The organism is Prosthecobacter sp. (assembly GCF_044227185.1).
Lineage (GTDB): Bacteria > Verrucomicrobiota > Verrucomicrobiia > Verrucomicrobiales > Verrucomicrobiaceae > Prosthecobacter.
In genome coordinates this window covers 1-25,633 of sequence record NZ_JBGAFO010000022.1, presented here as the reverse complement: position 1 = coordinate 25,633, position 25,633 = coordinate 1, and the positions used below count along the sequence as shown (strand labels likewise).

Annotated in this window: 24 protein-coding genes; 14 read left to right on the top strand and 10 right to left on the bottom strand. The window is 62.2% G+C overall.

What is annotated here, in order from left to right:
* Positions 1-5: 5 nt before the first annotated feature.
* A complete protein-coding gene (locus ACILSQ_RS30925) occupies positions 6-713 on the bottom strand; it encodes a M15 family metallopeptidase (RefSeq protein ID WP_395747574.1) in 708 nt (235 codons plus the stop codon).
* A gap of 63 nt (positions 714-776) precedes the next feature.
* Here ACILSQ_RS30925 and ACILSQ_RS30920 point away from each other — a divergent pair, with 63 nt between their 5' ends.
* The 3 genes from ACILSQ_RS30920 to ACILSQ_RS30910 all read left to right on the top strand — a co-directional run bounded on the left by ACILSQ_RS30920 (position 777) and on the right by ACILSQ_RS30910 (position 2,665).
* Positions 777-2,030: a prepilin peptidase gene (locus tag ACILSQ_RS30920; protein WP_395747573.1), complete on the top strand. Its 1,254-nt coding sequence runs from the start codon at positions 777-779 to the stop codon at positions 2,028-2,030.
* Positions 2,031-2,121: 91 nt separating this feature from the next.
* A complete protein-coding gene (locus ACILSQ_RS30915; RefSeq protein ID WP_395747572.1) occupies positions 2,122-2,355 on the top strand; it encodes a hypothetical protein in 234 nt (77 codons plus the stop codon).
* A gap of 7 nt (positions 2,356-2,362) precedes the next feature.
* Positions 2,363-2,665 carry a Uma2 family endonuclease gene (locus ACILSQ_RS30910; protein WP_395747571.1) on the top strand — a complete coding sequence of 101 codons (303 nt, stop codon included), beginning with the start codon at positions 2,363-2,365 and terminating at the stop codon, positions 2,663-2,665.
* 162 nt (positions 2,666-2,827) lie between these two features.
* Here the strand turns inward: ACILSQ_RS30910 and ACILSQ_RS30905 are convergent, their stop codons facing one another.
* The 5 genes from ACILSQ_RS30905 to rsfS all read right to left on the bottom strand — a co-directional run bounded on the left by ACILSQ_RS30905 (position 2,828) and on the right by rsfS (position 9,612).
* Positions 2,828-4,426, bottom strand: coding sequence for a sulfatase (locus tag ACILSQ_RS30905; protein WP_395747570.1), 1,599 nt, complete (start codon positions 4,424-4,426; stop codon positions 2,828-2,830).
* Between the two features lie 327 nt (positions 4,427-4,753).
* Positions 4,754-6,220, bottom strand: a complete 1,467-nt coding sequence (locus ACILSQ_RS30900; protein WP_395747569.1) for an IS4 family transposase — start codon at positions 6,218-6,220, stop codon at positions 4,754-4,756.
* Between the two features lie 122 nt (positions 6,221-6,342).
* On the bottom strand, positions 6,343-7,854 hold the full coding sequence (locus ACILSQ_RS30895) for a sugar ABC transporter ATP-binding protein (RefSeq protein WP_395747568.1): 1,512 nt from the start codon (positions 7,852-7,854) through the stop codon (positions 6,343-6,345).
* A complete protein-coding gene (locus ACILSQ_RS30890) occupies positions 7,851-8,900 on the bottom strand; it encodes a sugar ABC transporter substrate-binding protein (protein ID WP_395747567.1) in 1,050 nt (349 codons plus the stop codon). Before ACILSQ_RS30890 ends, ACILSQ_RS30895 begins: the two co-directional genes overlap by 4 nt.
* Positions 8,901-9,150: 250 nt before the next feature.
* Entirely contained in the window at positions 9,151-9,612 is a 462-nt protein-coding gene (gene rsfS, locus ACILSQ_RS30885; protein WP_395747566.1) for a ribosome silencing factor, read from the bottom strand.
* A 119-nt stretch (positions 9,613-9,731) separates the two neighbouring features.
* Between rsfS and ACILSQ_RS30880 the strand changes: the two genes are divergently transcribed.
* The 4 genes from ACILSQ_RS30880 to ACILSQ_RS30865 all read left to right on the top strand — a co-directional run bounded on the left by ACILSQ_RS30880 (position 9,732) and on the right by ACILSQ_RS30865 (position 14,878).
* A complete protein-coding gene (locus ACILSQ_RS30880; protein ID WP_395747565.1) occupies positions 9,732-11,093 on the top strand; it encodes a hypothetical protein in 1,362 nt (453 codons plus the stop codon).
* A gap of 50 nt (positions 11,094-11,143) precedes the next feature.
* Positions 11,144-12,427, top strand: coding sequence for a hypothetical protein (locus tag ACILSQ_RS30875; protein WP_395747564.1), 1,284 nt, complete (start codon positions 11,144-11,146; stop codon positions 12,425-12,427).
* Positions 12,424-14,043 carry a sensor histidine kinase gene (locus ACILSQ_RS30870; protein WP_395747563.1) on the top strand — a complete coding sequence of 540 codons (1,620 nt, stop codon included), beginning with the start codon at positions 12,424-12,426 and terminating at the stop codon, positions 14,041-14,043. The genes ACILSQ_RS30875 and ACILSQ_RS30870 overlap by 4 nt, the downstream gene beginning before the upstream one ends.
* Before the next feature lie 148 nt (positions 14,044-14,191).
* The gene (locus ACILSQ_RS30865; RefSeq protein ID WP_395747562.1) at positions 14,192-14,878 is read left to right on the top strand and encodes a response regulator transcription factor; all 687 of its coding nucleotides are present in this window, start codon (positions 14,192-14,194) and stop codon (positions 14,876-14,878) included.
* Here ACILSQ_RS30865 and ACILSQ_RS30860 read toward each other — a convergent pair.
* Positions 14,869-16,143: an exo-beta-N-acetylmuramidase NamZ domain-containing protein gene (locus ACILSQ_RS30860; protein WP_395747561.1), complete on the bottom strand. Its 1,275-nt coding sequence runs from the start codon at positions 16,141-16,143 to the stop codon at positions 14,869-14,871. The genes ACILSQ_RS30865 and ACILSQ_RS30860 overlap by 10 nt on opposite strands.
* Positions 16,144-16,649: 506 nt before the next feature.
* Here ACILSQ_RS30860 and ACILSQ_RS30855 point away from each other — a divergent pair.
* From ACILSQ_RS30855 to ACILSQ_RS30840, 4 genes are all read left to right on the top strand, one after another.
* Complete coding sequence (locus tag ACILSQ_RS30855; protein WP_395747560.1) at positions 16,650-17,135, top strand: hypothetical protein; 486 nt, start codon at positions 16,650-16,652, stop codon at positions 17,133-17,135.
* Between the two features lie 70 nt (positions 17,136-17,205).
* The gene (locus ACILSQ_RS30850) at positions 17,206-17,535 is read left to right on the top strand and encodes a hypothetical protein (protein ID WP_395747559.1); all 330 of its coding nucleotides are present in this window, start codon (positions 17,206-17,208) and stop codon (positions 17,533-17,535) included.
* Positions 17,536-17,558: 23 nt separating this feature from the next.
* Complete coding sequence (locus ACILSQ_RS30845) at positions 17,559-18,164, top strand: hypothetical protein (protein WP_395747558.1); 606 nt, start codon at positions 17,559-17,561, stop codon at positions 18,162-18,164.
* A gap of 57 nt (positions 18,165-18,221) precedes the next feature.
* The gene (locus ACILSQ_RS30840; protein WP_395747557.1) at positions 18,222-18,842 is read left to right on the top strand and encodes a glycoside hydrolase family 19 protein; all 621 of its coding nucleotides are present in this window, start codon (positions 18,222-18,224) and stop codon (positions 18,840-18,842) included.
* Between the two features lie 30 nt (positions 18,843-18,872).
* Here the strand turns inward: ACILSQ_RS30840 and ACILSQ_RS30835 are convergent, their stop codons facing one another.
* The 3 genes from ACILSQ_RS30835 to ACILSQ_RS30825 form a co-directional block, all read right to left on the bottom strand.
* Positions 18,873-21,206 (bottom strand): redoxin domain-containing protein, encoded by a 2,334-nt coding sequence (locus ACILSQ_RS30835; protein WP_395747556.1) that lies wholly within the window; start codon positions 21,204-21,206, stop codon positions 18,873-18,875.
* A gap of 126 nt (positions 21,207-21,332) precedes the next feature.
* Positions 21,333-21,878 (bottom strand): hypothetical protein, encoded by a 546-nt coding sequence (locus tag ACILSQ_RS30830; RefSeq protein WP_395747555.1) that lies wholly within the window; start codon positions 21,876-21,878, stop codon positions 21,333-21,335.
* 12 nt (positions 21,879-21,890) lie between these two features.
* Complete coding sequence (locus tag ACILSQ_RS30825; RefSeq protein ID WP_395747554.1) at positions 21,891-22,754, bottom strand: ThuA domain-containing protein; 864 nt, start codon at positions 22,752-22,754, stop codon at positions 21,891-21,893.
* Positions 22,755-22,902: 148 nt separating this feature from the next.
* On the opposite strand from ACILSQ_RS30825, the gene aroE reads away from it, so the two are divergent.
* The 3 genes from aroE (at position 22,903) to infC (ending at position 25,437) form a co-directional block, all read left to right on the top strand.
* Entirely contained in the window at positions 22,903-23,817 is a 915-nt protein-coding gene (gene aroE / locus ACILSQ_RS30820) for a shikimate dehydrogenase (RefSeq protein WP_395747553.1), read from the top strand.
* A gap of 16 nt (positions 23,818-23,833) precedes the next feature.
* Entirely contained in the window at positions 23,834-24,112 is a 279-nt protein-coding gene (locus ACILSQ_RS30815) for a hypothetical protein (protein WP_395747552.1), read from the top strand.
* Between the two features lie 443 nt (positions 24,113-24,555).
* The gene (infC, locus tag ACILSQ_RS30810; RefSeq protein ID WP_395747551.1) at positions 24,556-25,437 is read left to right on the top strand and encodes a translation initiation factor IF-3; all 882 of its coding nucleotides are present in this window, start codon (positions 24,556-24,558) and stop codon (positions 25,435-25,437) included.
* The last annotated feature ends 196 nt before the right edge of the window (positions 25,438-25,633 follow it).

Genomic DNA, 25,633 nt, shown 5'->3' with positions numbered 1-25,633 from the left:
GGGGGTCACATGGCAGGGAGCTCGATTTTTCTGCCGTAGATGACGGGCTGGGGATCGGTGAGGTAGTCGGCATCATCGAAGTGCCACCATTCGGATTCGAGTTGAATGAAACCGGCCTGCTTCATGGCGGCCTTCAGGATCTGGAGGTTCTGCCGCACGAGGGGATCGGTGCCGGTGTAGTTGACGCCGGCATGGGCAAAGTCCTGGTCGAAATCTGTGGGCATGCGCTGCGGGCGGCCCTGGGCATCCACGAGGGTGAGATCGACGGCGATGCCGCCGCAGTGGCGGCTCCATCCGGCATTGGGGGAAAGAAACATGCCGGTGCTGCCGCTGTGGCGGTGCAGGGTCTCCTGAGCTTCGGGCGGGCGGTAGGCATCCCAGATGCAGAGGCCGTAGCCCTGGGCTTTCAGGAGCGCCTGGGCGGTCTTGAGCTTCTCCGTGGTCTCGATGCGCAGCAGGCAGGGCATGCGGGGCGGGTAGATGGGGCTGCCGGTGATGTTTGCGGCGGTGGCGTAGCGGAGGTGGATGACGATGCCGGGTATCTCCTTGCGCAGGTCCACGAGCTTGCGCTCGCGTGCCAGGGCCAGGGTGCGGGCGGACACCTGCGTGCCGCGGCCCGCCTGCGGACCGGCGCAGGAGGCTGCGATGAGAGCGAGGGCGGAAAGGAGGAGGAGGAGGAGAAGGGGCGGCCGGTGCCAGGAATCTGAAGTCATGCCGAGATTTTTGCTTCCGTATTCACGCACGGCGGGCCAAGTTTGCAAACTCTGCCACTTTTCATGCGCTTCCAAATTCTCAACACCCTGCTGCACTGCCTGGCCTTTTACGTGGGGGCGGGCATCGGCTCGTTTCTCAATGTGGTCATCTACCGGCTGCCGCTGGACATTTCGGTGAACAATCCGAAGCGGAGCTTCTGCCCCTCCTGCAAATACCAGATCCCGATGTGGCAGAACATTCCGCTGCTGAGCTGGCTGCTGCTGCGGGGCAAGTGCGCGAACTGCGGCAGCCGGATTTCCGTGAGGTACTTTCTGGTGGAGCTGCTGACGGGGGTGATGTTTTACATGGTCTTCATGAAGGTGAGCGCGGAGTACGCGGCGGGTGGCAATCCCTGGCCGATGATCAAGCTGTGGGGGCTGCAGGTGCTGTGCCTGTGGGTGTTCATGAGCCTGCTTATCTCGGGGACGTTCATTGACATCGACCACTTCATTCTGCCGCATACGATTACCGTGGGCGGGGCGGTGGCAGGCGTGCTGTGTTCCTGGTGGGTGCCGGCTTTGGTGGGAGAAACGACGCATCTGCGCGGGCTGCTGATCTCGCTGGCCAGCGCCGCGCTGGGGCTGGGGCTGCTGTGGATCATTGTGGAGCTGGGGAAGCTGGCCTTTGGCAAGGTGAACCACCGGCAGAAGCCGGGCTTTCTGAAGTCTGCCTCGCCTGCGATGTGCCGGCTGGCGGGGAAATTCATGGGCAGCGAGTGGCTGGACGGGCCGGTGAAATGGAGCGTGGTGCAGGAGGATGAGGAGACGCCGCCGGTCGTTTCGATCGGAGCCAAAAAGATGGCGTGGGAGGACATTTATGGATACCGCGACTCCGACCATATGGTGGTCACCTGCGAGGAGCTGCAGGTGAACGACCGCACCTGGCGCGATGTGACGGCGGTGATGTGGATGGAAAAGCTGCTGGTGAAGTCCAAGGCCGCGGACAAGGAGGGCGGTGAGGAGTTTCCCCTGGAAGGAGTGAAAACGCTGCGCGGGACGGTGACGCAGGTGGTGATACCGCGGGAGGCGATGGGCTTTGGCGATGTGCTGTTTCTGATGATGATCGGAGCTTTCTGCGGATGGCAGGCGGTGCTCTTCACCATTTTCGCGGCGTCCGTGCTGGGGACCGTGTTTGCCACGGTGCCACGGATTCTGGGCAAGGCGGAATGGAGCGCGAAGATTCCCTTTGGCCCGTATCTGGCGATGGCGGCGGTGCTGTGGCTCTTCTACGGCCCGCAGATGGTGGAGTGGTATGTGAGCAAGACGATGTGGCGGTGAGATCAGGGCCGTGGCGGGACAGAGATTGAGATTTCCTCAACCCAAGTTTTCGGGTTGAAGGCAAGTCCGCGAACCACTACCCTCTGACATCATGGCGGCGCTGCTTGGGATCCCCCGCATTAAGAATGCCACCGCGTTCCATCTGCAGCGCTGGAGGAAGGTGTCCGCCGATCCGAGACTGAGACAACTGCCGGGCCGGATCGAAACCAACCGCTACGGACACATCGTCATGATGCCGACACCTGGGTTCACTCATTCCAATCTTCAATTGGAAATCGGTCATCTCCTCAAGGTGCTCATGAACGGGGGGGCGTGCGCTCACTGAATGCGCCGTGCTGACAAGCGATGGCATCAAAGGTGCCGATGCAGCCTGGATCTCGGAGAGCCGGGTGAAGCGTGGATTGAAGGACGATGTGCTGACGATCGCGCCGGAGATTTGTGTTGAAGTGGTGTCGCCTGGGAACACCCGGCAGGAGATGGAGAACAAGCGTGAACTTTACTTTGCGGCGGGTGCTGAAGAGGTGTGGTTCTGCGACCCAAAGGGAGTGCTGCATTTTTTCCTCAAAGGCAGCGAGGAGACGGCGGCGAAGGCATCGGGACTGTGTCCGTCGATGTCGAAGCGGGTGAAGGTGTAGCGGGCAAGACGATGTGGCGGTGAGGTTCGCCCTGTTCTTGTGGAGCATGCGGCGCATCGCCATGGGCAGGAGCGCGGGAATGGCGTGGAATGTGGGTGTGACGGAGCTGACCCTTGTTGCACAGCAACAAGGCTACTTTGCTGCCGCCAGCTTCGTGCGCGACTATTCTGCCTTCTTGGCTCCCGCTTTTTTCTTTCCGGCGCCTTTGCCTTTGCCCTGGCCCTGCGGCTGGACAGGGGGATTGGCTTCGCCTTCGAAGGCTTTGTTGCCGTAGGCGTAGCGGGGCGGGGGCATGGACTCTTTGACTTCGGCCTGGAGGCGGAGGATTTCGGCTTTGAGCTCCTTCACGGTGTCGGCGTAGGCGGGGTCGTTGTAGAAGCTTTTCACTTCGAGCGGGTCTTTCTCGCGGTCCATGAGCTCCCAATCATCGACGTCGGGCTTGTAGTAGTGGATGAGCTTGTAGCGGTCGGTGATGACGCCGTAGTGCGGGCGCACGTGGTGGGGCACGGGGTACTCGTAGTAGTGGTAGTACAAGGATTTGCGCCAGTCGGCGGGGGCTTCGCCTTTGAAGAGAGGGACGAGGCTGCGGCCGTGAACGTCCGGGAGATTGGGGCACTGGGCGATGTCCAGGAAGGTGCTGGCGAAGTCGATGAGACTGACGATTTTGTTGTTCACGGTGCCGGGCTTGATGACGCCGGGCCAGCGCACCATGAAGGGCGTGCGCAGGGACTCTTCGAAGATCCAGCGTTTGTCGAACCAGCCGTGCTCGCCGAGGTAGAAGCCCTGATCGCTGCTGAGCATGACGACGGTGTTTTCGGCGAGGCCTTCTTTGTCGAGGTAGTCGAGCACGCGGCCCACGTTTTCGTCCACGGCCTTCACGCAGGCGAGGTAGTCGTGCATGTAGCGCTGGTAGCGCCATTTGACGAGGTCGCGGCCGGCGGGAGCGGCTTCGCGGTACTTGGCGTTGCGTGGCTGGTAGTAGGCGTCCCAGGCTTTCTTTTGTTCTTCGTTGAGATTGCCGGGGGTGACGAGCTTGGTGTCACGGTCGGTCATGGTGCGGTCGATGCCCATGTCGTGGTCGCTGACGGCCTTGCTGCGGCCGGAGTAGCTGTCGAAGAGGGTCTCAGGCTCCTCATACACGCGGTCGTTGTCAAAGTTCAGGAGGCGGAGGGGCGGCTCCCACTCGCGGTGGGGGGCCTTGTGCTGGCACATCATCATGAAGGGCTTGGTTTTGTCCCGCTGCTTGAGCCAGTCGAGGGTGAGATCGCCGATGATGTCGGTGACGTAGCCTTCATGCTTCACGGGCTTGCCGTTGTCGATCATGGGCGGGTTGTAGTAGGCGCCCTGACCGGGAAGGACGTTCCAGTAGTCGTAGCCGACGGGATCGGTCATGAGGTGCCATTTGCCGATCATGGCCATCTGGTAGCCGTGCTCGTGCATGATCTTGGGGAAGGTGGGCTGGCTGCTGTCGAACTTGCTGTTGCTGTTATTGTAGAAGCCGTTGGCGTGGGAGTACTTGCCGGTCTGAATGACGGCACGGCTGGGGCCGCAGATGGAGTTGGTGACGAGGCAGCGATCAAAGCGCATGCCTTCCCTGGCAATGCGGTCCATGTTGGGTGTGTCGAGCAGCTTGCGGTGGTCGCCGTAGCTGCTGATGGCCTGGTAGGCGAGGTCATCGCAGAAGATGAAGACGATGTTTGGCGGCTGGGCCGCGCTGGCGGCGGAGGCGAGCAGCAAGGAGGCGAGGAGGGAGCGGAGCATGGCTGGATGGAATGACGAAATCAGAATGAGGAATGACGAATGAATGACGGAAGCTCGAATGCGTGCGGATGAGTGTGATGTGCGAACGAAGGAAACGGGGAGTCTTTGCAAGAAAAGTGGGGAGGTGTGCAATCCAGGAGCGCGGGCCTCCGACCCTGCAGCGCTCCGCCATACCTCATGCTGCGCATATTCCCAGCGCTGCTGCTCAGGATCAGCGTTGGCTATGCACATCCACGTTTCCAAATCTTCTCAACGCCGCGCCGTTTGCCACCCACGTAGAACCATGGTCATCCTCACAGGTGTTTGCCACCTGCTGCGGGCTGATCTTTACCCATAAGTCTGCTGGGTGCGAAGCCTGCGCCAGACAGCGGTGATTGTGTCGAGCTTGGTGAGCCCCTGCCAGAGGACCTGTGCTCCGGGGTGACCGTCGCTTTTACGACCGAGGTGACCGCCCAGGCGCGCGATGCTTTTGACTGCTGCTCCCAGGCTCATCGGCGGCGCATTTTTATTTTTTGCCGGCTTCTTCCCCTCACTTTCATACGCTTCCAGCGCGTTGATCTCATCCTCATCGAGCCAGTCTGTGGCCGGGTCCTGCGGGCTCTGCCGCGCTCCTGCGCTCATGCCCATGATCCGGCACGCCACCAGCATGTCCAGCGCCATCATCGGCCGCAGCCGCTCCAGGCTGCGCATCTGCCGCGCCTCCACCCGGCAGCCCGTTTTGAGGATGCGGTGGAACTCCTCGATCTGCCAGCGCTTGGCATGCCAGCGCGCCAGCTCCAGCGCTCGCTCCAGTGTGTCCACCTTCAGCGTGCTCAGCAGCCGCCAGCAAACACCTTTGCCCGCTGGCGCATCCTGCTCGCGCAGCTCCACCACGCGGGCCTCCACCGGCGTGTCCTTCTTCCTATACTTCGCCTTTTTGACCGGCACGGCCAGTGTCACGGCGGCAAAGCGTACGCTCAGCGTGGCCTCGCGTGCTTTCTCTCCCTGGCTGCGCGGCAGATGCAGTGTGAGGCTGCCTGCCTGTTCGCTCTCTGCAAGGTGCTGCCACATCTGCGCCTCCTCGCCCTCCAGGCTGCGGTTGTGCTGTGAGCGCACCAGCAGGCCAAGCCCCTGCTCACGGTGCTGCTGCGCTTCGGCCAGCAGCTCGTAAATGTCCGCCTCGCGGTCCCCCACGCTGACAATGAGCGGGGGCTGCGCCGGTGAGCTCTCAGATGCGGACTCAAGCCATTGCCGGGCCTGGCCGGCCAGCTCCAGGCTCTCAAGCCAGCGCATGCTTTCCTTGCTCTCGATGGGCTCGCGGTTGCGCGCACCCACTTTCCGCCCTTTGCCCGGCGGCTTGCGGGCGTAAAACTTGGCTCCCAGCAGGCCAAAGACGGCATCCTCGTCGGCGGAGCTCAGCAAGGTGCTGTGGACATGCAGCCCGGCGATGCTCGGACGCACCTTGCTGCTGGAGATCGAGCCCAGGCCTTCAAGCGAATGATGGGTGTTGAAGTTGCACGCCGTGGTGTCCTGGATGGCCAGCAGAACGCCGCAGCCGCTGCTTTGAGCACGCCGCAGCACCGCCTGGCGGTGGACTTCAAAGAGCACGGTTTCGGTGAGCTCCTCCACATCGAGCAGACGGTAGAAGGCCTTGGCTTCGGCCACGCTGCGCGAGCACTGGGGGATGGATTTGCCGGGAGAGTTGAGCATTTGAGTGAAGACTTTGACCACCCGCCGGCTGCTGCGCGCATCCCCCAGCTCAACGGAGCCAAGCTCCTGGGCCGCCCATCGGGCGTTGCTTGGAAGGGCGGACAAGGACAGTCGGATGCAGTGGACACCCGCCCGAAGATAGCCTTCACCGCCAGAGTACAATTTCTATCTTCACCTTTGTGGGTAAAGATCAGCCTCCGAGGCCCGCGCTCCATAGAGGCTTCACCTCACCCCGCGTGGCCCATGGCGGCGGCCATGAGTTTTTCCTGGGTGGCTTCGGCGCGGGTGAAGGAGCCGCCGACGCGGCCTTCATTGAGCATGAGGATGCGGTCGCTCATGCCGATGAGCTCGGGGAGCTCGCTGGAGACGAGGATGACGGCTTTGCCCGCGGCGGTGAGCTGATTGACGATCTCGTAGATCTCCAGCTTGGCGCCGACGTCGATGCCGCGGGTGGGTTCATCGAGCAGGATGACGGTGGGCTCGGTGAGGAGGGCCTTGCCCAGCACGACCTTTTGCTGATTGCCGCCGGAGAGCCTGCCGACGATGGCTTCGAGGCCGGTGGCCTTGACGCGGAGGGAGGCGAACATGCTTTGATTGCGGCGGATTTCGGCATTGCGCTGGATGAATCCGCCACGCGTGACGGCGCCGAGGGAGGAGAGCGAGAGATTGAAGCCGATCTCCTGCTCAAGGTGCAGGCCGTAACGGCGGCGGTCTTCGGAGGCGAGCACGAGGCCGCGCTGAATGATGGTCTCGGGCGTGAGACCGGAGAGAGGCTGTCCATTCAAGCTGACACTGCCGGAAACAGGGCGGCCCCAGGCGCCGAAGAGATGCATGAGGAGCTCTGTACGCCCGGCGCCCATGAGGCCGCCGATGCCGAGCACTTCGCCGGCGCGGAGCTCAAAGCTGATGTCCTGCAGGCGTGTGGCGCCGGTTTCCGCATCGGCCACGCTGAGGGAGTCAGCGCGCAGAATGACTTCTCCCGGATGGGTGGTGCGGCGGGGGAAGAGATCGCCGAGTTCACGGCCCACCATCTGGCGGATGACTTCGGCCTTGCTGGTGTCTGCGGCGTCTTTGGTGCCCACGGTGGAACCGTCGCGCAGCACGGTGATGCGGTCTGCGACGCCGAAGACTTCATCGAGCTTGTGAGAGATGTAGATGCTGGCGATGCCGCGCTGGCGGAGATCGCGCAGGATGTCGAGAAGGATCAGCACCTCGTGTTCGGCGAGAGCGGCGGTGGGCTCGTCGAGAATGAGGATCTTGGAATTCTTGGCGAGGGCCTTGATGATTTCGACGAGCTGCTTCTGCCCGACGCCGAGCGTGCGCACGGGGGCTGCGGGATCGAGGTTCACTTTGAAACGGTTCAGCAATGCCTGCGCTTCGCGATACATGCGCGGCCAGTCGATGAAGACGCCCCAGCGGCGGGGCTCGCGGCCGAGGAAGATGTTTTCCGCGACGGTCATTTCCTCCACCAGCGCGAGCTCCTGGTAGATGACGGCGATGCCTGCTTTCTCCGCGTCTTTGATGGTGGCAAACTTTGCCTCTTCTCCATTCACATCAAAGCGGCCCTCGTAGCTGCCGTGTGGGTGAATGCCGGAGAGGAGCTTGATCAGCGTGCTTTTGCCCGCGCCGTTTTCGCCGCAGAGTGCGTGGATTTCGCCTTCTTTGAGATCGAACGAGACGTCTTTCAGGGCGGTGACGCCGGGGAAGCGTTTGGTGATGTTGTACGCGCTGAGGATCATGGCTGGGTGGGCTGGAAAACTTCGGCCTCTTTGTGGAAGCCATCTTTCACAACGGTGTCGCGCAGGTTTTCCTTCGTGACGGGGATGATGTTGATGAGGACGGAGGGGACGTCGGTGTGGCCGTTGGAGGTGGAGTCTTTGGCGACGATGGGTTTTCGCTGGGCCAGTTTCAAGGCGAGCTCGACCAGGACGGTGGAGATGCTTTGGATGGGCTTGTACACGGTCATGGCCTGGGTGCCCTGGGCGATGCGCTGGCAGGCGGCGAGGTCGGCGTCCTGGCCGGTGACGAGGATCTTGCCGGCGAGTCCTTCTTCGGTGAGGGCCTGGATGGCGCCGCCGGCGGTGCCGTCGTTGCTGGCGAGGATGGCGTCGAAGTTGGGGCCGTTTTTGGTGATGGCGGCGTTGGTGATCTTCTTGGCGCTTTCGGGTTTCCAGTCTTCGGCCCAGTCTTCAAAGACGACCTCCACCTTGCCGGCGGCGATCAGGGGCTGGAGGATGTTGTCCTGACCTTGTTTGAAGAGTCTGGCGTTGTTGTCGGTCTTGGCGCCGTAGATGCGGATGAGGCGCAGCCTGCCGTTTTGAGGCATGCGGTCGGTGAGGAATTTCGCCTGGAGCTCTCCCACCTTCACATTGTCAAAGGTGAGGTAGAGGTCGAGATCGCAGCCGGTGATGAGGCGGTCGTAAGACAGCACGGGGATGCCGGCCTGATGGGCGAGATTGACCGCCTTGGCCATGGCGACGCCGTTGTGAGGGATGATGACGAGGGCATCGACTTTTTGGGTGATGAGGCTCTCGACGTTTTGGAGCTGGGCGGCGTCATCGCTGTTGGCGCACTGTACCATCACATCGGCGCCTGCGGCCTTGACCTTGGCGGTGAAGAGATCGCGGTCCTCCTGCCAGCGTTCTTCTTTGAGGGTGTCCATGGAGAGGCCGATGAGCGGGCGCTGGCGCGCTGCGGTGAGGCCTGTGCCGCCGCGGGCGATGACGAGGCCGGTGATGACGCTCAGGGCGCAGGAGACGAGAACGAGCAGGGTGCGGGCGGACATGACCGCTGTTTAGCGAATGCGGGGGCGCAGTGCAAGCCTGCGGCTTGGGGGCTGTGCGGAGAAGGTACGAGGGGGCTCCTGCCCGTTGATCAGCGCTTTCGCTGGCGGGTGGGTTTACGATTTGCTCCGAGACGGACGCGCTGGAGGCCCATGCCTTTGATGTGGCGTTGGTGAGGGGCAGTGCGGGAGCCGGGATTTTGGCGGGGGCGCTGATCGACAGACAGGAGTGTCTATCGTACTGACGGGGGAGCTACTTTTTCTTCGCGGCTTTTTTGGCGGGGGCTTTCCTGGCAGCGGTCTTTTTGGCGACGGCTTTTTTCTTTACGGCCTTGGGCTTTGGCTCCTTGGGTTCGGGCGGCGGGGCCTCGGCGGTGAGAGCGAGTTCGGGGGCGTCGCCCCAGAGTTCTTCGAGGGCGTAGAATTCGCGCTTCTCCGGAGTGAGGATGTGCACCATGACGCTGCCATAGACGAGGATGATCCACTGGCTTTCGAAATTGCCGTCTTTGACGGTGGGGGGCATGCGGTGCTCCTCCTTCATGCGCTCGACGATTTCATCGCGCACGGCGCGGAGCTGCGGCGTGGACATGGCGGTGACGAGTACAAAGTAGTCGGAGATGGGGGAGAGGCCGCGCAGGTCCAGGATGCGGATGTTCTCCGCTTTTTTGTCATCGGCGTAAAGGGCGCAGGCGCGGGCGATTTCGAGGTCTTCCATGGTTGTTTGTAGCTAACGCACAGCCATAAGCACGGATTTGGTCTTTTTGACAGAAGTTTTACACTCCGTTCATGCAGCGTTGACGCAAGGCGCGGCCGGTGCGCCAGTGTGGCGGCACCATGAAACCACACCTCTGCCTCTGTTTTCTCTTCGCCACTGCCAGCCTGCTGACCGGGCAGGAGGCGCCCAAGGACCCGTTTGTGAAGGACAAAAAGGCGGCGGCTGCGGCCCCCGCACCGGCGACCGCGGACGGTCCGGCGGTGGCGGCGGAACTGCAAAACGTCCCCTGTTTCGTGGAGACCTTCACGCTGCCGCAGGCGGACTATGCCGCGCTGCTGGATGCGCCGGGCGGGCATGACAAGCTTTACACGAACCTGGTGGCGGGGGTGAAAGCGGGCAAGGTGCGGCTGGATGGCTGCCATCTGGTGGTGACCCACCCCAACACACGCAGCACGCTGGACAGCACGGATGAGCTGATCTACCCGACGGAGTGGACCGAGGCGGACCGCACCGGCTTTCAATATCCCACGGCGTTTGAGATGCACCAGCTGGGAGACCATTTTGAATTTGAGCCGACCCTGGAGGAAGGCAGCGGCGCGCTGAACGTGACCCAGGTGTTTGCGCGGGACCGGCTGCAGGGGCTGCGGCTGTTCAAGGCGGACAGCACGCTGGCGGGCATTCCCGTGACGGACATGCTGTTGCGCCAGGGCTCATCCACGTGCCGGGTGATCCCCGGCATTCCGACGTTTCTCAGCACCCTGAAGGATGAAAAGGCGGGAGACGTCACGCTGGTGTTTGCCACCCTGCAGCTCATCACCCTGCCCGAGCCGAAGGCGGCCGCTCATTCTGGCAGGGGCAACCTGGTGCTGACGGCCCGCGTCATCTCGCTGGATCGCATGAAGGGCTGGGAGCTGCTCAAAGCGCATGCGATGGAGGGCGGGGCATGCCTGGCGGCGCTGAAGCCCCTGCTGGCGTCCAAGGAGGCGACGCTGGAGCACATCGCCACGATCAACACGCAGTCAAACGTGCGTGCCGTGCATGAGTCGGGCGTGCTTTACACCTATGGGACGGAGTATGCGCCCCCGACCGCGAATGCGCTGGTGCAGAGGAGCAATGATGTGAAAAAAGCAGCGGCTGAGGCCCGGCCTGAGGGGCTGGCGGGGACGACTGCCACGGAGAGCCGCGGCACGGGGTTTCGTCTGGAGGTGGAACCGACGCGCAGCGAGGACGGCGTGGTGGCCCAGGTGACCCTGGCGCCTGAATTCGTCAAAATGACGGGCAACCTGAAGGACAAGAACTGGAACGAGCATTATCCTGATGTGCCGCTGTTTTCGTGCCAGAAGATCACCACGGGCTACGCGCAGGTCATTGGCACCACGGCGCTGGTCGGGACGATGAACCCGCCCGGAGACACCGGTGCCAATGAGCACAAGGATGAGGGCCGCATGTGGCTGCTGTTTATGGATGTGATCTCGGAATGAACAGAGGTGGTTGAACCCTGGCGCTGATTGAAAAGCCCTCTGCCCGCACCATGAAACTTCTCCTCTGTCTCTCTCTGGCATGTGCGGGGCTGCTGGCCGCGCAGGATCAACCGCGGGCGGGTGGGGCGGTGGCGGCAGCGAAAAACATTCTCTGCCTGGTGGAGACCTGCACGCTTTCAAAGACAGACTACGCGATGCTGCTGGATGCGCCGGAGGGCCATGCCAAACTTCACGAGCGGGTGCGGGCCGCCGTGACGGCGGGGAGGGCGAAGCTGGATGGCTGCCACCTGATCCTGGGTCAGAGCGGCGCGCGCAGCCGGGTGGCATGCGTGGATGAGCTGATCGACGTGACCCACTGGGGAGATGCCGACAGCAAGGGCCTTCAATATCCGAGCGCCTTCGACATGCAGTTGCTGGGGGATTTGTTTGAGCTTGAGCCCGCCTTGAATGAAGAGGGTGGCAGGCTGGATTTTGTCCAGTGCTTCTCAAGGGGGCGCTTCCAGGGACTGCGCCTGACCAAGGCAGACAGCACCCTGCCGGGAGTGCCGGTGGCGGAGTGTTTTTTTCAGAAAGGCCAGTCCCACTGCCGGCTGGCTCCTGGCGTGCCCGCACTGCTTTCCACGCTCAGTGATGCGCAGGGGGATGCGATCACGCTGGTGTTTGCCACGCCGCAGGTGGTGGAAGTGGCGGCGCCGAAAGCGCCCGCGCCCCCACGCACGGGCACGGTGAGAATGACTGCGCGGGTGATCTCGCTGGACCGCACGAAGGCAAGGGCGCTGCTCCAGAAGCATGCGGCGGATGGCGCGGCCTGCCTGGCGGAGCTGAAGCCGCTGCTGGCGGGGAAGCAGGCGGTGCTGGAGCATGTTTCGACGACGTGCACGGTCTCCGGAGTGCATGCCGTGCATCAATCGGGCGAGCGCTACACCTATGGCAGCGAGATGCCTCCGCCTTCGCTGACAGAAGTAGAGGCAGAAGCTCCGAAACCCACGACGCTGAAAGCGCCGGGCGGGCCGGAGCCGATGGCGCTCGAAAGCCGCGACCTTGGGTTTCGCATCGACCTGGATCCGGTGCTTGCGGAAGACGGAAATTTTGTGCGCATGACGGTGACCGTTGAGCATGTGCGCATGACGGGAAATCTGAAAGACAGGAACTGGAACGAGCACTACCTGGAGCTGCCGGTGTTTTCGAGTCAGACGCTCAGCACGGAGTACACGCAGATGCCTGGCACCACGGCGCTGATCGGCACGCTGAACCCGCCGGGAGCCACGGGGGTGAACGAACACAAGGACGAGGAACGCGTGTGGCTGGTGTTTATGGATGTGAATTTGCAATGAGCGACACCCACGAGAGCCACCGAGTTTCCAGTGCGGGCATGGTGCTGGGCATGATGCTCGTGCTTGCGGCCTGCATCGCCGCCGGGGGTGTGCTGGTGTCCCGGCGGGAGGTGGAGGTGAGGAGGCAGCGTGATCTGCAGGCGCAGCGCGTGCTGGGGGCCCGGATGCAGGCGGAGGCGCGCAAACTGGAGGAGCTGTACGAGACGCATTTGCAGAGCACGGGCGAGCTTCTGGCGCAGGCATGGCGGGACCCGGAAACGGCCCGGCGGCTGGCGGAAAACATCGAGGGTGTGGAGCATGTGGCGTGGCTGTTTTGGAAGAGTGCGAACCCGGAAACGCAGTTGAACCTGGGCTTTCCGGCAAGCCCGCCGCTGCCGGAGCCGACTCTGGAGAAGGAGCATCGGGGCATTCCACGCCCGCGCGTGCTGCTGGAGTCGAGGATGCTGTTTGCCGATCCCGCAGGGAAGAGCTCCGGCTGGATCGAAGAACCGGGGAAGCCGCTGATGTTTTATGTGCAGACCCTGGGGACAGCGGTGATTTTGATCATTGATCCGAAGGCGGTGGAGACGGCCATGACAGGGCATTTCCGGAACTGGCTGGAGGAGGGCTTTTTATCTGTGGCGAAACTGGGCGGGCCTGATGCGGTGCAGGATGCCCATGGCAAGACGCTGGAGATAGCCGGGGTGCCGCCAGCCCACGAACCAGACATGCTGGTGCCGGTGGTCTCACGCTTCGGTGTGTGGCAGATTCTCTCCTGGGACGAGAGGCAGGTGCAGGGGACGTATCACGTGCCGACGCTGGCGGGTTCTCTGGCGCTGGCGCTGCTGGTGGCGGGGCTGGGCATCGGGCTGAGCGCGCAGCAGCGCCGCGCCGCAGGGCTGGCGCAGCAGCGGGTGTCGTTTGTGAACCGTGTGTCCCATGAACTGCGCACGCCGATGACGAACATCCTGCTCAATCTGGATGTGATCGAGGAAGCGGTGCCGGACGCGGCGACAAGCCGTTTTTCCCTGGTGCGCGAGGAGGCGGGGCGGCTGAGCCGGCTGATCGAAAACGTGCTGACTTTTTCGCGGCGGGAGGAGGGGCGGCTGAGGCTGAACGCCGCACCCTGCGTGCCTGCGGAGGTGGTGGCGGGCATTGTGCGGCAGTTTGAGCCGGCCCTGCTACGGCGTGGGATCACACTGACATGCACGCACGAAGGGGAGAAGGCCGAGGCCGTGCTGGATGCGGATGCGCTGGCGCAGATCACGGCGAATCTGCTCTCCAACGTGGAGAAGTATGCGCCGGGTGCCGCGGCCACGGTGCATACGCGGCAGAGCGGGGAGGGGTTCAGGCTGACGGTGCAGGATGGCGGGCCGGGCATTTCGGCCGGTGAAGTGGAGCGGATCTTTGAGCCGTTCTATCGTGTGGATGACCGGGTGCGGGCAGGCGTGAGCGGTGCGGGGCTGGGCCTCAGCATCGCGCGGGATCTGGCGCGGAGGATGGGCGGTGAATTGAAGCTGCTGCCGGGGGAGAAGGGGGCGTGCTTTGAATTGTGCGTGCTTTTGGAAAACGCGGATCGAATGAAGGAACGTTCGAATGACGAAACCAGAATGGCGAATGACGAAGGAATGACCTAACTCGAATGACTCTGATTGCAGATCAGAAGAGCGAATATTTGACGCGTGGGGAGTTCACGCCGTCCTTCGGATTCGTCGTTCATCATTCTGGTTTCGTCATTGGCCACAACCATTCAGAACTGTCTTCTCGCCAACCACTTTTTCCTCCATGACGATTCTCCTCGCCGATGACGATCCCGTGACTCTCGAAAGCCTCGCCGCGTGCCTGCAGCCGGAGGGATTTCGCACGCTGCTGGCGCGTGATGGCGGGGAGGCGCTGGCGCTTTGGCAGAAGCACAAGCCGGACCTGCTGTGCCTGGACATCATGATGCCCGGTGTGGACGGCTACGAGGTGTGCCGCCGTGTGCGCGCGGTGGATGCGGGCGTGCCCATTCTCTTTCTCTCGGCGAAGAGCGAGGAGATCGATGTGGTGGTGGGGCTGCGGCTGGGGGCGGATGATTTTGTGCGCAAGCCGTTCGGCAAGCATGAGCTCATCGCGCGCATTGGTTCGGCGCTGCGGCGCACGCGCGCGGTGAAGGCGCCGACGGAGAGCGGATTTCAACTGGGCGCGCTGCGGGTGTTTCCCGCCGAGCTGCGGGCGCAGCGGGATGAGGAGAGCATGGATCTCTCGCCACGGGAAGTTTCCATTCTCAAACTGCTGCATGAGCGTGCCGGACAGGTGCTGAGCCGGGACACACTGCTGGATGTGTGCTGGGGGCTGGACTACATGCCGGAGAGCCGCACGCTGGACCAGCACATCGCGAAGCTGCGCAAGAAGATCGAGCGCGAGAGCGAGGAGATCATCGAGACGGTGCGCGGCGTGGGCTACCGCTGGCGGGGTCAGGGTCAGGGGTAGAGCAGGAAGCGCTGGCGCTGGGAGCGGAAGCTTTGATTGTAGCCCTGCCAGCGGGCGACGATGCTGGTGGCGGGCACGCCGCGGCGGAGGTCTGAATACAGGGACTCGCTGCCATAGACTTTGTTGAAGAGATTGAGCTTGGAGCCGCTCATGCGGCCGATGACCTTGCCACCGGTCTGGCGGTTGATCTCGGCCAGCAGGAGCACATCCAGCGCGGTGATGTCCGCGGTGGCGCGCGGGGAGATGTTGAGGCGGACGCCGCCGAAGCCGTCTTTGGAGTAGGGAGAGAAGCTGACGCCCGGAGTATTGAGGCGCTGGCAGTAGGCGTACAGCGCCTGCGGATTCACGCCGCTGCCGCCGGCATAGCCGAAGGGGTTCTCCGTGCCGATGCCGATGTCCACCGAGGTGGCGCCGCCGAGGATGCCGGTGGCGACGTAGTAGAAGGGTGAGGTGGCGTGCGGGATATTCGGGGAGGTTTGATACCAGTGCAGTCCGGTGTCCTGCCAGGTCATGCCGCGGTTCCAGCCCTGCATTTTCACCACGTCCAGACGCGGCGTGCGTGCCATCCAGCCGCGCGCGCCGGCCATCATGGCGAGTTCACCCGCCGTCATGCCATGCACGTAGGGGACGGGGATCTGGCCCACGAAGGATTTCCATTTGGACTCCAGTGGCGGCCCCTCTACACGCCAGCCGCCGAGGGGGTTCGGGCGGTCAAGAACGACGAACTGCTTGCCGCACTCCGCCGCGGCCTCCATGGCCACGATCATGGTGCTGATGTAGGTGTAACTGCGGCAGCCGATGTCCTGCAGGTCAAAGACGAGCACGTCGATGGGCGCGAGCATGGCCGGAGTGGGTTTGCGCGTGGGACCGTAGAGGGAATAGACGGTGAGGCCCGTCACGTTGTCCCGCCGTGTGCTGACATGCAGCCCCGCGCCGATGGTGCCATCGATGCCGTGCTCCGGAGCGTAGAGGGCGACGAGATTGGGACCCAGGGCACGCTGCATGACGGTGCGGGTGCGCTCGCCGCGGCCAGTCATGCTGGTTTGATTGGTGATGAGGCCGACGCGCTTGCCGCGGATGAGGTCAAAGTTTCGCGAGGCCAAAACATCAATGCCGAGCATGAAGGGGCCCTGCTGATAAGCCTGCTGGGGCTGGGCCATCTGGGCGGGCTGATACGCAGGCTGCGGTGCGGGCAGTTCGCACGCCGCCAGAATGAGAGCGTTCAGCACCGCCACGCCCCGGAGAAAAACACGAGAGAAAATCATGCTCCGCCTTTAGCTGCTAAAAGCGCGCCCGGCAACGGTGCGGGCAGGAGAAAAATACGCGAATCACTGCGGGCCCTGCAGGGGTCCGGCGGGAATATGAGGCTTTTTCAGCAGAGGCGCCTTTGGCCACACCCTGCTCATGGCTTCAGGCGTGCCCTGTCATTCCGGGCGCATTGCTGAGGATATCTCATCTCCAGGCATCCTTAAGAGACGTGTTTTAAAAATCCAATCAGGCGTGTTTCTCTGGAAATTGGGTCTCAAAAGATGAAATTTACAGTCTTTAGAATAAGCAGTTATCCTGCCATCAGGTCGTGATTATCTATCACAAAGATTAATAAAAAGTTTGTTATTGTATGAGTTGCTGGCTTGAATTGAGGTGCATCGCTTAATGGCTTCAAGGCATCTGATCAGGACGGGACAGGACTCTTCTGGCAAACAAGATGGTCCTTTCCTCCCAATGGATGATGGCGGCATTTGAGCCAGGGACTCTCACCTCTTTTCTCCTTATGACTGAATCGAGCACTATCTTTGGCTATCCGGCTGAGACAGTCGTGCAGCTCGCCAACATCGGCTGCGGTGCAATTTGCGTCCTGGGCGTCTTGGGAAGCTTCACCCTGATCTCGAAGGCTTCGACTGAAACCCCCAGATGGGTTCCTGATCTGATCAAACGGTTTATGCAGATGTGCATCAGCCTTGCGGTGGTTTCCGCCGGAGCAAGCTTTTACCTGGCCCGCAACAACGCTGGGAAAGTGCAGGTTGCCCGGGAGCAGACTGAGACGGTGCAGAAAGAGGCCGAGCAGCACCTGGTGCAGTCTCAGCAGGCCATAGCTGAAATCCAAAAGGAGGTCACCAGGGCCAGCATTCCGGAAGCATTGAAGCAGCAGCTGAACGCGGCCACCACCACGCATGCGCGGCGGCTCAGCGAGGGGCTGAAGAAATTTGAAAACATGGCGTCGCTGAACGGCGTCCCGAAAAAAGATGATGGCGCCTGACGACGCCCTCCTGTGAAGAACCACCGCTCCAATCACGCGCCCGCCCGCCCATGACCCTGGCTCTGAAATCATGAAATCGCTGCTGTCATTCGCCATTCTGGAAGTGCGCCTGTTTTTCTGTGCGGCAGTCGCCCTCATGGTCTGGCAGATGTTCACCGGAAAGATCAGGCTGAAGGGCCTGCTGGCAGACAAGGAGCGCGGGCTCGAGGTCAGCCCAGTGCGGGTGCAGGCCCTGCTGTGCACCCTGGGAGTTGCCATGCACATGCTGACGCAGACGGCCACCGCCGGGGAGGCGGCGCAATTTCCCGAAGTCCCTCCTGAAGCCCTGGCGCTCATCGGCGGCAGCCAGGTGCTCTATCTGACCACCAAGGCCGGTGCGTTAGCGAACCGGATATTGTAACGGCATTTCACACCCAACACTCCATGAACAACAATCGGTCCATGCTTATTCTCGTGCTGCTTATTGCGGGGCTTTTTGCGCTTGTAGCCTATCTCACATCCAATCCGCTGCTTACGATGAGTGTGCTGACTCTCACCATTGGCTGGATGCTCTGCCTGCTGGTGGGGCTGGCTGGTCTGACAATTCTCTGGCAGATATGGATCGGGAAGATCGACATGTCGCGGCTGTTCAGTGAAGGAGGAAGCCGTGACGCGAGCTTTTCCAGGTTTCAGTTTTTCATTTTCACCTTTGTAATAGCGATGTCACTTTTCCTTGTGATCGTTGGCGACGGAACGAGGCCGCGTTTTCCCACTGAGATTCCGGCGGGCATTCTTATGCTGCTGGGGATCAGCTCTGGTTCCTATCTGGTGTCCAAGGGAATCACGGAGAAAGGCGCGAGCGGCACCGGCGATGGCAAGAGCACATCCGACGCGTCGGGGAATCCTTCCGCGGCTCCTCTCAGCCCTGAAGAGCAATTGAAAAAGAACAAGCAGGAGATCGCAGACCAGCTCAAGGCTCTGGGAGAGGAGAAGCCGGGCGAAGACGCCAGGATCGGAGCCCTGCGCGTCTCGCTGAAGAAACTCGTATGATGAGCCTCCCCTCTGAGCCCCCCCGCCTCTTTCACTTTTACTTCCCACCCACCTGTCATGATCTCCATCACCAACGACCAGCTCAAAATTCTCGCGCCGAATGCCAAATCTGTTTACCAGCAGGCCTTCGCAGCTGCAGACGCAGTCCTCGCGCCCTACGGCATCAACGATACGAAGCTCCGGCTGCGGCACTTCATGGCGCAGGTGCTGCATGAGTCGGGAGGGCTGACCATTCTGATCGAAAGCATGAACTACAGCGCAGAACGGATGATGGTGGTGTGGCCGAGCCGCTTTCCCACTCTGAAATCAGCGCAGCCTTACGCACATAATCCCGAGAAACTGGCCAACCACGTCTATGCCAGCCGGATGGGCAATGGCAATGAAGCGTCGGGCGATGGCTGGCGTTTCATCGGCCGCGGTCTGATGCAGGTGACCGGCCGCGAGGACTACGGGAAATATGGCGCTCTGGTGAAGGCTGATCTGATCGGCAACCCTGATCTGGCGTCTTCAGCCGGAGTGACGCTGAAGATCGCTGCTGAAGAGTGGAAGGCGAAAGGCTGCAACCAGTGGGCTGATGCGGACAACATCACCAAGATCACCCAGTTGATCAACGGTGGCCAGACGGGAATCGCGGAACGCCGGGAGTGGTATAAAAAGACCATGGCTGTCTGGAAGTAAGGTGGCAGACAGCCATCCGGCCTGCTTCATTCAATTTTCTGAGGTGAGGAGCCGCTTCGACTCTTCCAGCGCAAACTTGGTGTCTTTGAAGGGCTCCCAGCTGATGTCCTGCCAGCGTTGTTTGCCGTGGGTGTCGATGAGGAGGGTGGCGTGGAGGCTTTCCTTTTCGAAGTCGTCGTAGGAGCGGACGGCTTTGAAGGCTTTCAGGCTGGTATCGCTGAGGAGGGGGAAGGGGAGGGGCTGGCCGTCTTTGAGGCCGAGCTTGGGGCGAATGCCTGCGGCCGCTTTGGGGTCGTCGATGGTCACGGCGACGAGCTGGATGCCGGCCTTGTCGAAATCTGGCGCGGCTTTGGCGAAGGCCTGCATCTGCTCCACACAGTGGCCGCAGTCGTGGCCGAGATAGAAGAGGAAGAGTGTGGGCTTTTTGCTGGTGAAGTCGGTGCTTTTGACCGGTTTGCCTTCGAGGGTGAGGGCTTCGAAAACGGGGGCGTCGGGAGCGTGCCAGTGCACGGGGCCGAGGGTGGTGATTTCCGGACGCACGCCGCTGTCCGTGCGCTTCGGGGCGGGGGCGGGCCAGTTGCCCTGGATGCCGAAGGTTTTTGCCAGTGTGTCGAGACGTTTGGCGATGGGCAGGTCGCGGTCCATGGCGAAGGCCTGCTTGCGCACTTCTTCGAAGACTTTCCTGGCTTCTTCCGTTTTGCCGCAGGCCTGCAGGATTTCGGTCTTGATGGCGAGGCCGACGAGATCGGAGGTGAAGCTGCGGGTCATTTCCTCGGCCTGCACCTTGTCATCCAGCGTCAGCCAGTAGCGCGCCAGGCGCTCTTTGGGCACGTCGAGTCTTTTGAGGTCGGAGAGCAGCTTATGAGTTTCCGCGCGGCGCACGGAGCCGTCTTTGCTGGCCAGGGCCACGAGCGCCGTGAGTTCCGCGATGGCATTGGCTTTGGCCTTCACTTCAGGGCGGGGCGTGCGCTTGGGTTTGCTGTCGGTGGAGGCGGTGGTGGTGGTTGATGATGAAGAGGTTTTGGTGGTGGGTGGAGCGGCTGGTTTCTGGGCTCCGGCCACTGTTTTGTCAGCAGGCTTGTCGGCGCTTTTTTCGGCGGGTTTGTCAGCGGCTTTGGCGGCCACTTTTTCACCGGCTTTGGGCTCGGGGGGCTTGGGGGCTGCGGTGGATACGGCTTCCAGATCCTTCAGGGCGGCGGCCAGAGAGGCGGAGTCTCCGAGCTGGTAGCAGGCGATGCCGCGGGCCCAGAGGCGTGAGATGTCATGGGCGGCTACGCCGACGGGGGCGGCGGTGAAGGCTTTCACTTCTTTCCAGTGCTCCCACTTCATGAGCGTGTCGATGAGGCGGGTGCGGCCGTAGCTGGCTGAGGTGGAGGGCTTTTCGAGGTTGTTGTAAGTGGGATGGCGGGGGATGGCGATGAGGCTGCGGGCGAGGGCTTCGGCGTCTTTGGCGCGGCCGAGGTCGTTGTAGGTGCGGGTCAGCCACTCTTCATTGTGGGCGTAGTTGTGTATCTGATCCGGCAAAATGAAGGTGCGGATCATGTAGGCGTGATCCACGCGGGTGCTGGCCTCCTGCTGCCAGGCGGCGTCGTCCGGACGCTTCAATTTAGAGAAGGTGTGGCCGGGCATGTGCCACATGTGGGCGATGCCGGGGGCTGACTGGCCGCACTGGGCGTCGGATTTGAGAGCGCGGATGGGCTTGGTCTGGTCCCAGAGGTGGATGCGGTAGTGGTGGGCGGGGTGGGTGGGCTCGGCGGCGAAGACTTGATCCAGCAGCGCATCCACGGCCTGGAGGCTGGACATGGGGGCCTCCTCGCGGGAGAACCAGATGCGCCAGATGAGGAAGGCTTTGGCTTCGGTGTCCTTGGGATTGTCCTGCACGAGGGCTTCGAAGTCGCGGATGCAGTCCAGGCTCTTCTGCTTCTTGTCGCGCTTGTCGTTGTCACGGTAGAGATTTTCCAGGGCGGCGATCCACTGGCGCTCGCGCGGTGTGGCCTTGGATTTGAGGGGCGTGGCTTTTTTGATGAAGGCGCTGGCGCGTCTTTCGTTGTTCACGTTGGCCATGCTCATGCCCCAGTAGGCCATGGCGCAGTCGGGATCCAGCGCCGCCACCTGGCGGAAGGAGCGCTCCGCCTCGTAGTACCAGAAGCCGTGGAGCTGGCCCACGCCCTGGGTGAAAAACTTCTGCGCGTCCGCGTTCCTGGTGCTGATGGTGAAGTGCACGGCATCGCCGCAGCCGGGAATGAAAACGGCGGCCTGGCGCGGCCCCTCATTGAAGGCTTCGCCATTGGCGGAGTGGCCGGGGTCGCCGTAGGCAGAGACGGAGATGGAGAGCAGGAGTGCTGGAATGATGAAGCGGCGCATGGGCGGTGGTGGGAAGCGGGGACCGGGAGGATACGTCCGCGCTGCCTGCGAGCATGCAATGAGGAAGACGAATCCTCTTTTGCACTCCTTGGGTGGCGGTCGTTGTCCGTTGAGGTGGAAGCAGCCTCAGGTGTGCGGAATGAAGAAGACCTTGGTGCGGTCGTGCGCGTTGAATTCAGAGACGATCTTCTGGAGCCACTCCTTGTCACTGTCACGGCAAGAAAGGGTGACAGGGGTGGTGCGGAGTTTTGCGGGAAGGCAGCGGCGCAGGCACTCCAGGGAGGCTCTGATGATTTCCTCGGGCGTGCCGCTGGCACTTTTTGGGACGGAAAACTTGGTCGCATCCAGTTTCAGGCCCAGCGGAGCGGTGCGATTGCCGATATCACTGGCCTCAAAGCGCAGCCCGCACAGAGAGGCCAGGTTCACGTCGTTCCTGGCCTGCTCCAGATTGTTGGTGGGGGGAACGTTGCGTGCGGAGATCAGGCCGATCTGAGTGGCCATGCCACTCGTGGCATACCAGTCATGACAGGTGACTTCGGCAATCACGATGGAGCCGGATCCCATTCCATCCAGCGGCTGGTAGGTGACGGTCAGCATCGACTCGCCGCCGAAGGCGGGGGCAGCGATGAGCAGCCAGGCGAGAACAGCGGGGCGAATGCGAAGGGGATTCATTTTGAGGCGGGGTTACTTGCCATACCCCGGCTCGGCCTTGCCGTTTTCGTTGATGTGGCCGGTGGTCCAGAGGATGGCGCGGGTGACGAGGTCGAGGTAGCGGGCGTCGCTGACGGTGGCGGTGTTGTGGCCGATGGTGGTGGAGAAGATCCTGGTCTTGTTCGGGCCGTATTCATTGGTCCAGGCGACGACGCTGGTGGCTTCGGTGGGCTTGGCATCGGGCGGGAGGGTTTCGCCTTTCTTGGCCTTCGGCGGCACGATCTGGTGGCCGCTGGCAAGGGGCTTGCCGGTGAGGATCTGGACGTTGTTGTAGAGCTCCTCGTTGATGGTGGTCCAGTCTTCCATGCCCTGGGTGATGGGGTGGTTTTTGTCGGTGAAGGTGATGTCGATGGGTTGCTGCGGGCCGTGGCCGGTGGACTGGAGGCCGAGCATTTCATACCAGCCGGCATTGTCGGCACCGGGCTGCACGGGCTCGCGGAAGTTTCCCCAGCGGTAGCTGTGCATGGCGCAGTGCAGATTCACGGCGGGTTTGCCGGCCTTGTGGGCTTCGAGGATGGCGCCCACGTAGGCGGGGTCGGTCACATCGGCGCTGCATTCGTCGTGTACGATGACGTCGAAGTCCTTGGCCCAGTCTTTGGCCTTGTAGATGGCAAAGGTGGCCTTGGTGGATTTGTCGGGGTTGTAGGCCACATCGACGATGGCGTTCAGCCGCGCTTCGATGCCGTCTTTGAGCACCTGGTGCTGCTTCTCATAGTCATGGCAGCAGCCGCCGGCGACGATGAGCACGCGCAGAGGCTTGACGGCGGTATCGGCTGCCTGGGCGAAGAACAGGGCCGCGGAGACGGCGAGGGTGAGCAGGGGAAGGAAGAGGCGCATGAGGGGTGGGTGGTTGGGGAAAACGAGAGAGCTGAATGCAGCGCGGATGGAACGGGATGTCGAGCGGGAAAATTGCGGGCCGCTTTGACAGCCCGTGGTTCCGGGGCATGTCTGGCGCGTGGGAGATTTTTTATCATACGAAGACTTGATGAACTGGAACGCGGTGGCCGGGCGCTTCACGCCGCCGGCGCGGCTGGCGGTGATCGGAGATCCGATCGCGCATTCGCGCAGTCCGCAGATGCACAATCCCGCGCTGCAGGCCTGCGGAATCGAGGCGCAGTACATCCGGGTGCAGGTGCCGGTGGGGCGTGTGGCGGAGGCGTTCCGGCAGTTCGCCGCCTGTGGTTTTCTCGGCGTGAACATCACGATTCCGCACAAGTTTGAAGCGCTGGATGCGGTGGATGTGCTGGACCCTCTGGCGAAACAGCTCGGCGCGGTGAACACGCTGGCGATTCGTGAGGGCAGGCTGCACGGCTACAACAGCGACGGCCCCGGTTTTCTGCGCAGTGTGAAGGAGGCCTTTGGCGTGGAGGTGAAGGATCTGCGGGTGCTGATCCTTGGGGCGGGAGGCGGGGCAGGGCGGGCGGTGGCGGTGCAGTGTGCTCTGGCGGGTTGCAGCAATATCGTTCTGGCGAATCGCACCCATGAAAAGGCCGTCGGTGTCATGTTTGAAATTCGCGATGTGATGAAGTCAGTGGGCACCGCAAGCAGGGCGGGCAAGGCAGGCGCTGTGGAAGCCATCGAGATGGATGATGTCCATCTGGCGAATCAAATGGGGAACAGCGACCTCATCGTAAATGCCACATCACTAGGCATGAAGCCTACTGATGGCAGGCTGCTGCCCGGGGATGCGCTGGAGGCGCGGCATCTCGTCTTTGACATGGTTTATCGTGCCGGGGGCGAGACGCCGCTGCTGGCGGATGCGCGGCGTGCAGGAGCGAAAACGGTGGATGGTCTCTCCCTGCTGCTGCACCAGGGGGCGATTTCATTTGAGCATTGGTTTGACCGGCCGGCACCGCTGAAAGTGATGCGTGAGGGCTTGCAGAATGCCGTGATGGCGTGATGAGTACCTGATTCGGATGAGTTCCTCGCGTCATTTTGTACTCAGCTTCTTCGGGCCGGTGGTGGCATTCGGAGCGTTTTGCGGCTTCGTGGGGCTGATCTGGCGCTGGCTGGAGCACCACCAGATTCCGCCGCTGGTGACGATGATGGTGGGCGGGCTGGCGGCTGCGATGGCCACACGGTGGTTTGTGCGGAACTGCGTGCCGGTAAGGTGTCCGTTTTGCGGAGGGAAGAGCTACGAAATTCCTGAGCGGGGGAACCGCTTCATGTGCCGGGTCTGTGGCAAAGACCACTAAGAATGGGTCGGGGAGAATAAATCGGCTTGATGAATCGGATGAAAGTCGTTACCTATGCGCAGCGTTTGAGTCCACGGCTCCGCCAGCGGCTTTCCACTGAGAGCGCTTTTTTATCTGACTTTTTCCGCATGATTTTTTCTTTGTCGCGTCCACACACCCCGCATGATCGGGAGGCGGAAGGCGCGTGCATGCCGGAATCGAGTCTGTGCTGATATGATGTTTTTTTCAGCGCGTCTTTTCCCAACAATTTTCCAGGTGGCCGGAACAGGGCTGCCTGGAGTTTCGAACACACCCGGAGGTATCCCATAAGCAATCCATTCCAGCAGTTGAGCGGCGGCAGTTTTGCGCCACGTCCCCAGCAAAATCAAGGCACAGGCGGCCCACCGAGGCCGGCAGGTCAAGGCGGCCCGCCCAATTCAGCACCGCGTCCAGCAGGCCCTCCCATGGGAGCCCCCAGACCCTCCGGCCCTCCGCGTCCCGCAGGTGGTTATCAAGGATCGAACAGCGGTGGCTATCGTCCTGGTGGTGGCAATCGGCCGGGCGGACGTGACCGCCCGAACGGCCGGTTCGTGGATCAGACGCGCGTGAATGAGCGCATCCGTGCGCCGAAGGTGCGTGTGGTTGAAGAGGACGGGCATCATCAGCTCGGCATCCTGCCCACAGCGCAGGCCATCCGCATCGCCAAGGAGCGCGGGCTGGACCTGGTGGAAGTGGCGCCGAACGCCGAGCCGCCGGTGTGCAAGATCGTCAACTACGGCAAGTACAAGTACATTCAGGAGAAGCACAAGAAGGAGGCCCACAAGCACCAGAAGGGCGGCAAGGTGAAGGAGATGAAATTCCGCATCGGCATCGACCCGCATGACTACCTGATCAAGATCACGCACGCGGAAGACTTCCTGGCGGAAGGGCACAAGGTGCGCATCCAGCTGCAGTTCCGCGGGCGCCAGATGGCGCATCAGGAGCTGGGGCACCAGCTTGCCAAGAAGATCAAGGAAGACCTCATCACCATGGGGCATGTGGACCAGGATCCGCGCATGGCGGGCCGCAACATCAACATGCAGCTCAGCCCGCTGCCGGAGCGCCAGCGCCACCGGAAGTTCAAGACGCACCTGAAGGGTGTGACGGAGCATCACGAAATGGAGCATCACGAGGGGCATGACCCGCGTGAGGACAAGCACGACGAGAATGACGATAACCATGATGACGATCATCATGGGGAAAATCATGGCGACCATGCCGCCGCGCCTGCGGCCCTGACACCGGCACCCGCTCTGGCTCCGGCGCCGAAGCCGGTGAAGGCGCCGCCGACTCCGCCGCTGGAGTAGCGCGGTATCCAGACAAATCACGAAGGGGCAGGACGCGAGTCCTGCCCTTTTTGCTACGTGCGCCCGGCAGGGCGCACTCACTTGGCGGTTCAAGTCCGCCGCACACCCGGCAAGGGGAAGTGCTAGCTGAAAGGCAAGGGCGTCAGCCGTGAGGCTGAGTCCGAAGGAGCCGACCGTAGGGAGACAGCCAGCCAAA

What these genes read in the sequence shown, in the direction of transcription:
- ACILSQ_RS30925 (WP_395747574.1), bottom strand. Translation starts at nt 713, where the DNA reads ATGACTTCAGATTCCTGGCACCGGCCGCCCCTTCTCCTCCTCCTCCTC.
- ACILSQ_RS30920 (WP_395747573.1), top strand. Translation starts at nt 777, where the DNA reads ATGCGCTTCCAAATTCTCAACACCCTGCTGCACTGCCTGGCCTTTTAC.
- ACILSQ_RS30915 (WP_395747572.1), top strand. Translation starts at nt 2,122, where the DNA reads ATGGCGGCGCTGCTTGGGATCCCCCGCATTAAGAATGCCACCGCGTTC.
- ACILSQ_RS30905 (WP_395747570.1), bottom strand. Translation starts at nt 4,426, where the DNA reads ATGCTCCGCTCCCTCCTCGCCTCCTTGCTGCTCGCCTCCGCCGCCAGC.
- ACILSQ_RS30895 (WP_395747568.1), bottom strand. Translation starts at nt 7,854, where the DNA reads ATGATCCTCAGCGCGTACAACATCACCAAACGCTTCCCCGGCGTCACC.
- ACILSQ_RS30890 (WP_395747567.1), bottom strand. Translation starts at nt 8,900, where the DNA reads ATGTCCGCCCGCACCCTGCTCGTTCTCGTCTCCTGCGCCCTGAGCGTC.
- rsfS (WP_395747566.1), bottom strand. Translation starts at nt 9,612, where the DNA reads ATGGAAGACCTCGAAATCGCCCGCGCCTGCGCCCTTTACGCCGATGAC.
- ACILSQ_RS30880 (WP_395747565.1), top strand. Translation starts at nt 9,732, where the DNA reads ATGAAACCACACCTCTGCCTCTGTTTTCTCTTCGCCACTGCCAGCCTG.
- ACILSQ_RS30875 (WP_395747564.1), top strand. Translation starts at nt 11,144, where the DNA reads ATGAAACTTCTCCTCTGTCTCTCTCTGGCATGTGCGGGGCTGCTGGCC.
- ACILSQ_RS30870 (WP_395747563.1), top strand. Translation starts at nt 12,424, where the DNA reads ATGAGCGACACCCACGAGAGCCACCGAGTTTCCAGTGCGGGCATGGTG.
- ACILSQ_RS30865 (WP_395747562.1), top strand. Translation starts at nt 14,192, where the DNA reads ATGACGATTCTCCTCGCCGATGACGATCCCGTGACTCTCGAAAGCCTC.
- ACILSQ_RS30860 (WP_395747561.1), bottom strand. Translation starts at nt 16,143, where the DNA reads ATGATTTTCTCTCGTGTTTTTCTCCGGGGCGTGGCGGTGCTGAACGCT.
- ACILSQ_RS30855 (WP_395747560.1), top strand. Translation starts at nt 16,650, where the DNA reads ATGACTGAATCGAGCACTATCTTTGGCTATCCGGCTGAGACAGTCGTG.
- ACILSQ_RS30850 (WP_395747559.1), top strand. Translation starts at nt 17,206, where the DNA reads ATGAAATCGCTGCTGTCATTCGCCATTCTGGAAGTGCGCCTGTTTTTC.
- ACILSQ_RS30845 (WP_395747558.1), top strand. Translation starts at nt 17,559, where the DNA reads ATGAACAACAATCGGTCCATGCTTATTCTCGTGCTGCTTATTGCGGGG.
- ACILSQ_RS30840 (WP_395747557.1), top strand. Translation starts at nt 18,222, where the DNA reads ATGATCTCCATCACCAACGACCAGCTCAAAATTCTCGCGCCGAATGCC.
- ACILSQ_RS30835 (WP_395747556.1), bottom strand. Translation starts at nt 21,206, where the DNA reads ATGCGCCGCTTCATCATTCCAGCACTCCTGCTCTCCATCTCCGTCTCT.
- ACILSQ_RS30830 (WP_395747555.1), bottom strand. Translation starts at nt 21,878, where the DNA reads ATGAATCCCCTTCGCATTCGCCCCGCTGTTCTCGCCTGGCTGCTCATC.
- ACILSQ_RS30825 (WP_395747554.1), bottom strand. Translation starts at nt 22,754, where the DNA reads ATGCGCCTCTTCCTTCCCCTGCTCACCCTCGCCGTCTCCGCGGCCCTG.
- aroE (WP_395747553.1), top strand. Translation starts at nt 22,903, where the DNA reads ATGAACTGGAACGCGGTGGCCGGGCGCTTCACGCCGCCGGCGCGGCTG.
- ACILSQ_RS30815 (WP_395747552.1), top strand. Translation starts at nt 23,834, where the DNA reads ATGAGTTCCTCGCGTCATTTTGTACTCAGCTTCTTCGGGCCGGTGGTG.
- infC (WP_395747551.1), top strand. Translation starts at nt 24,556, where the DNA reads ATGGGAGCCCCCAGACCCTCCGGCCCTCCGCGTCCCGCAGGTGGTTAT.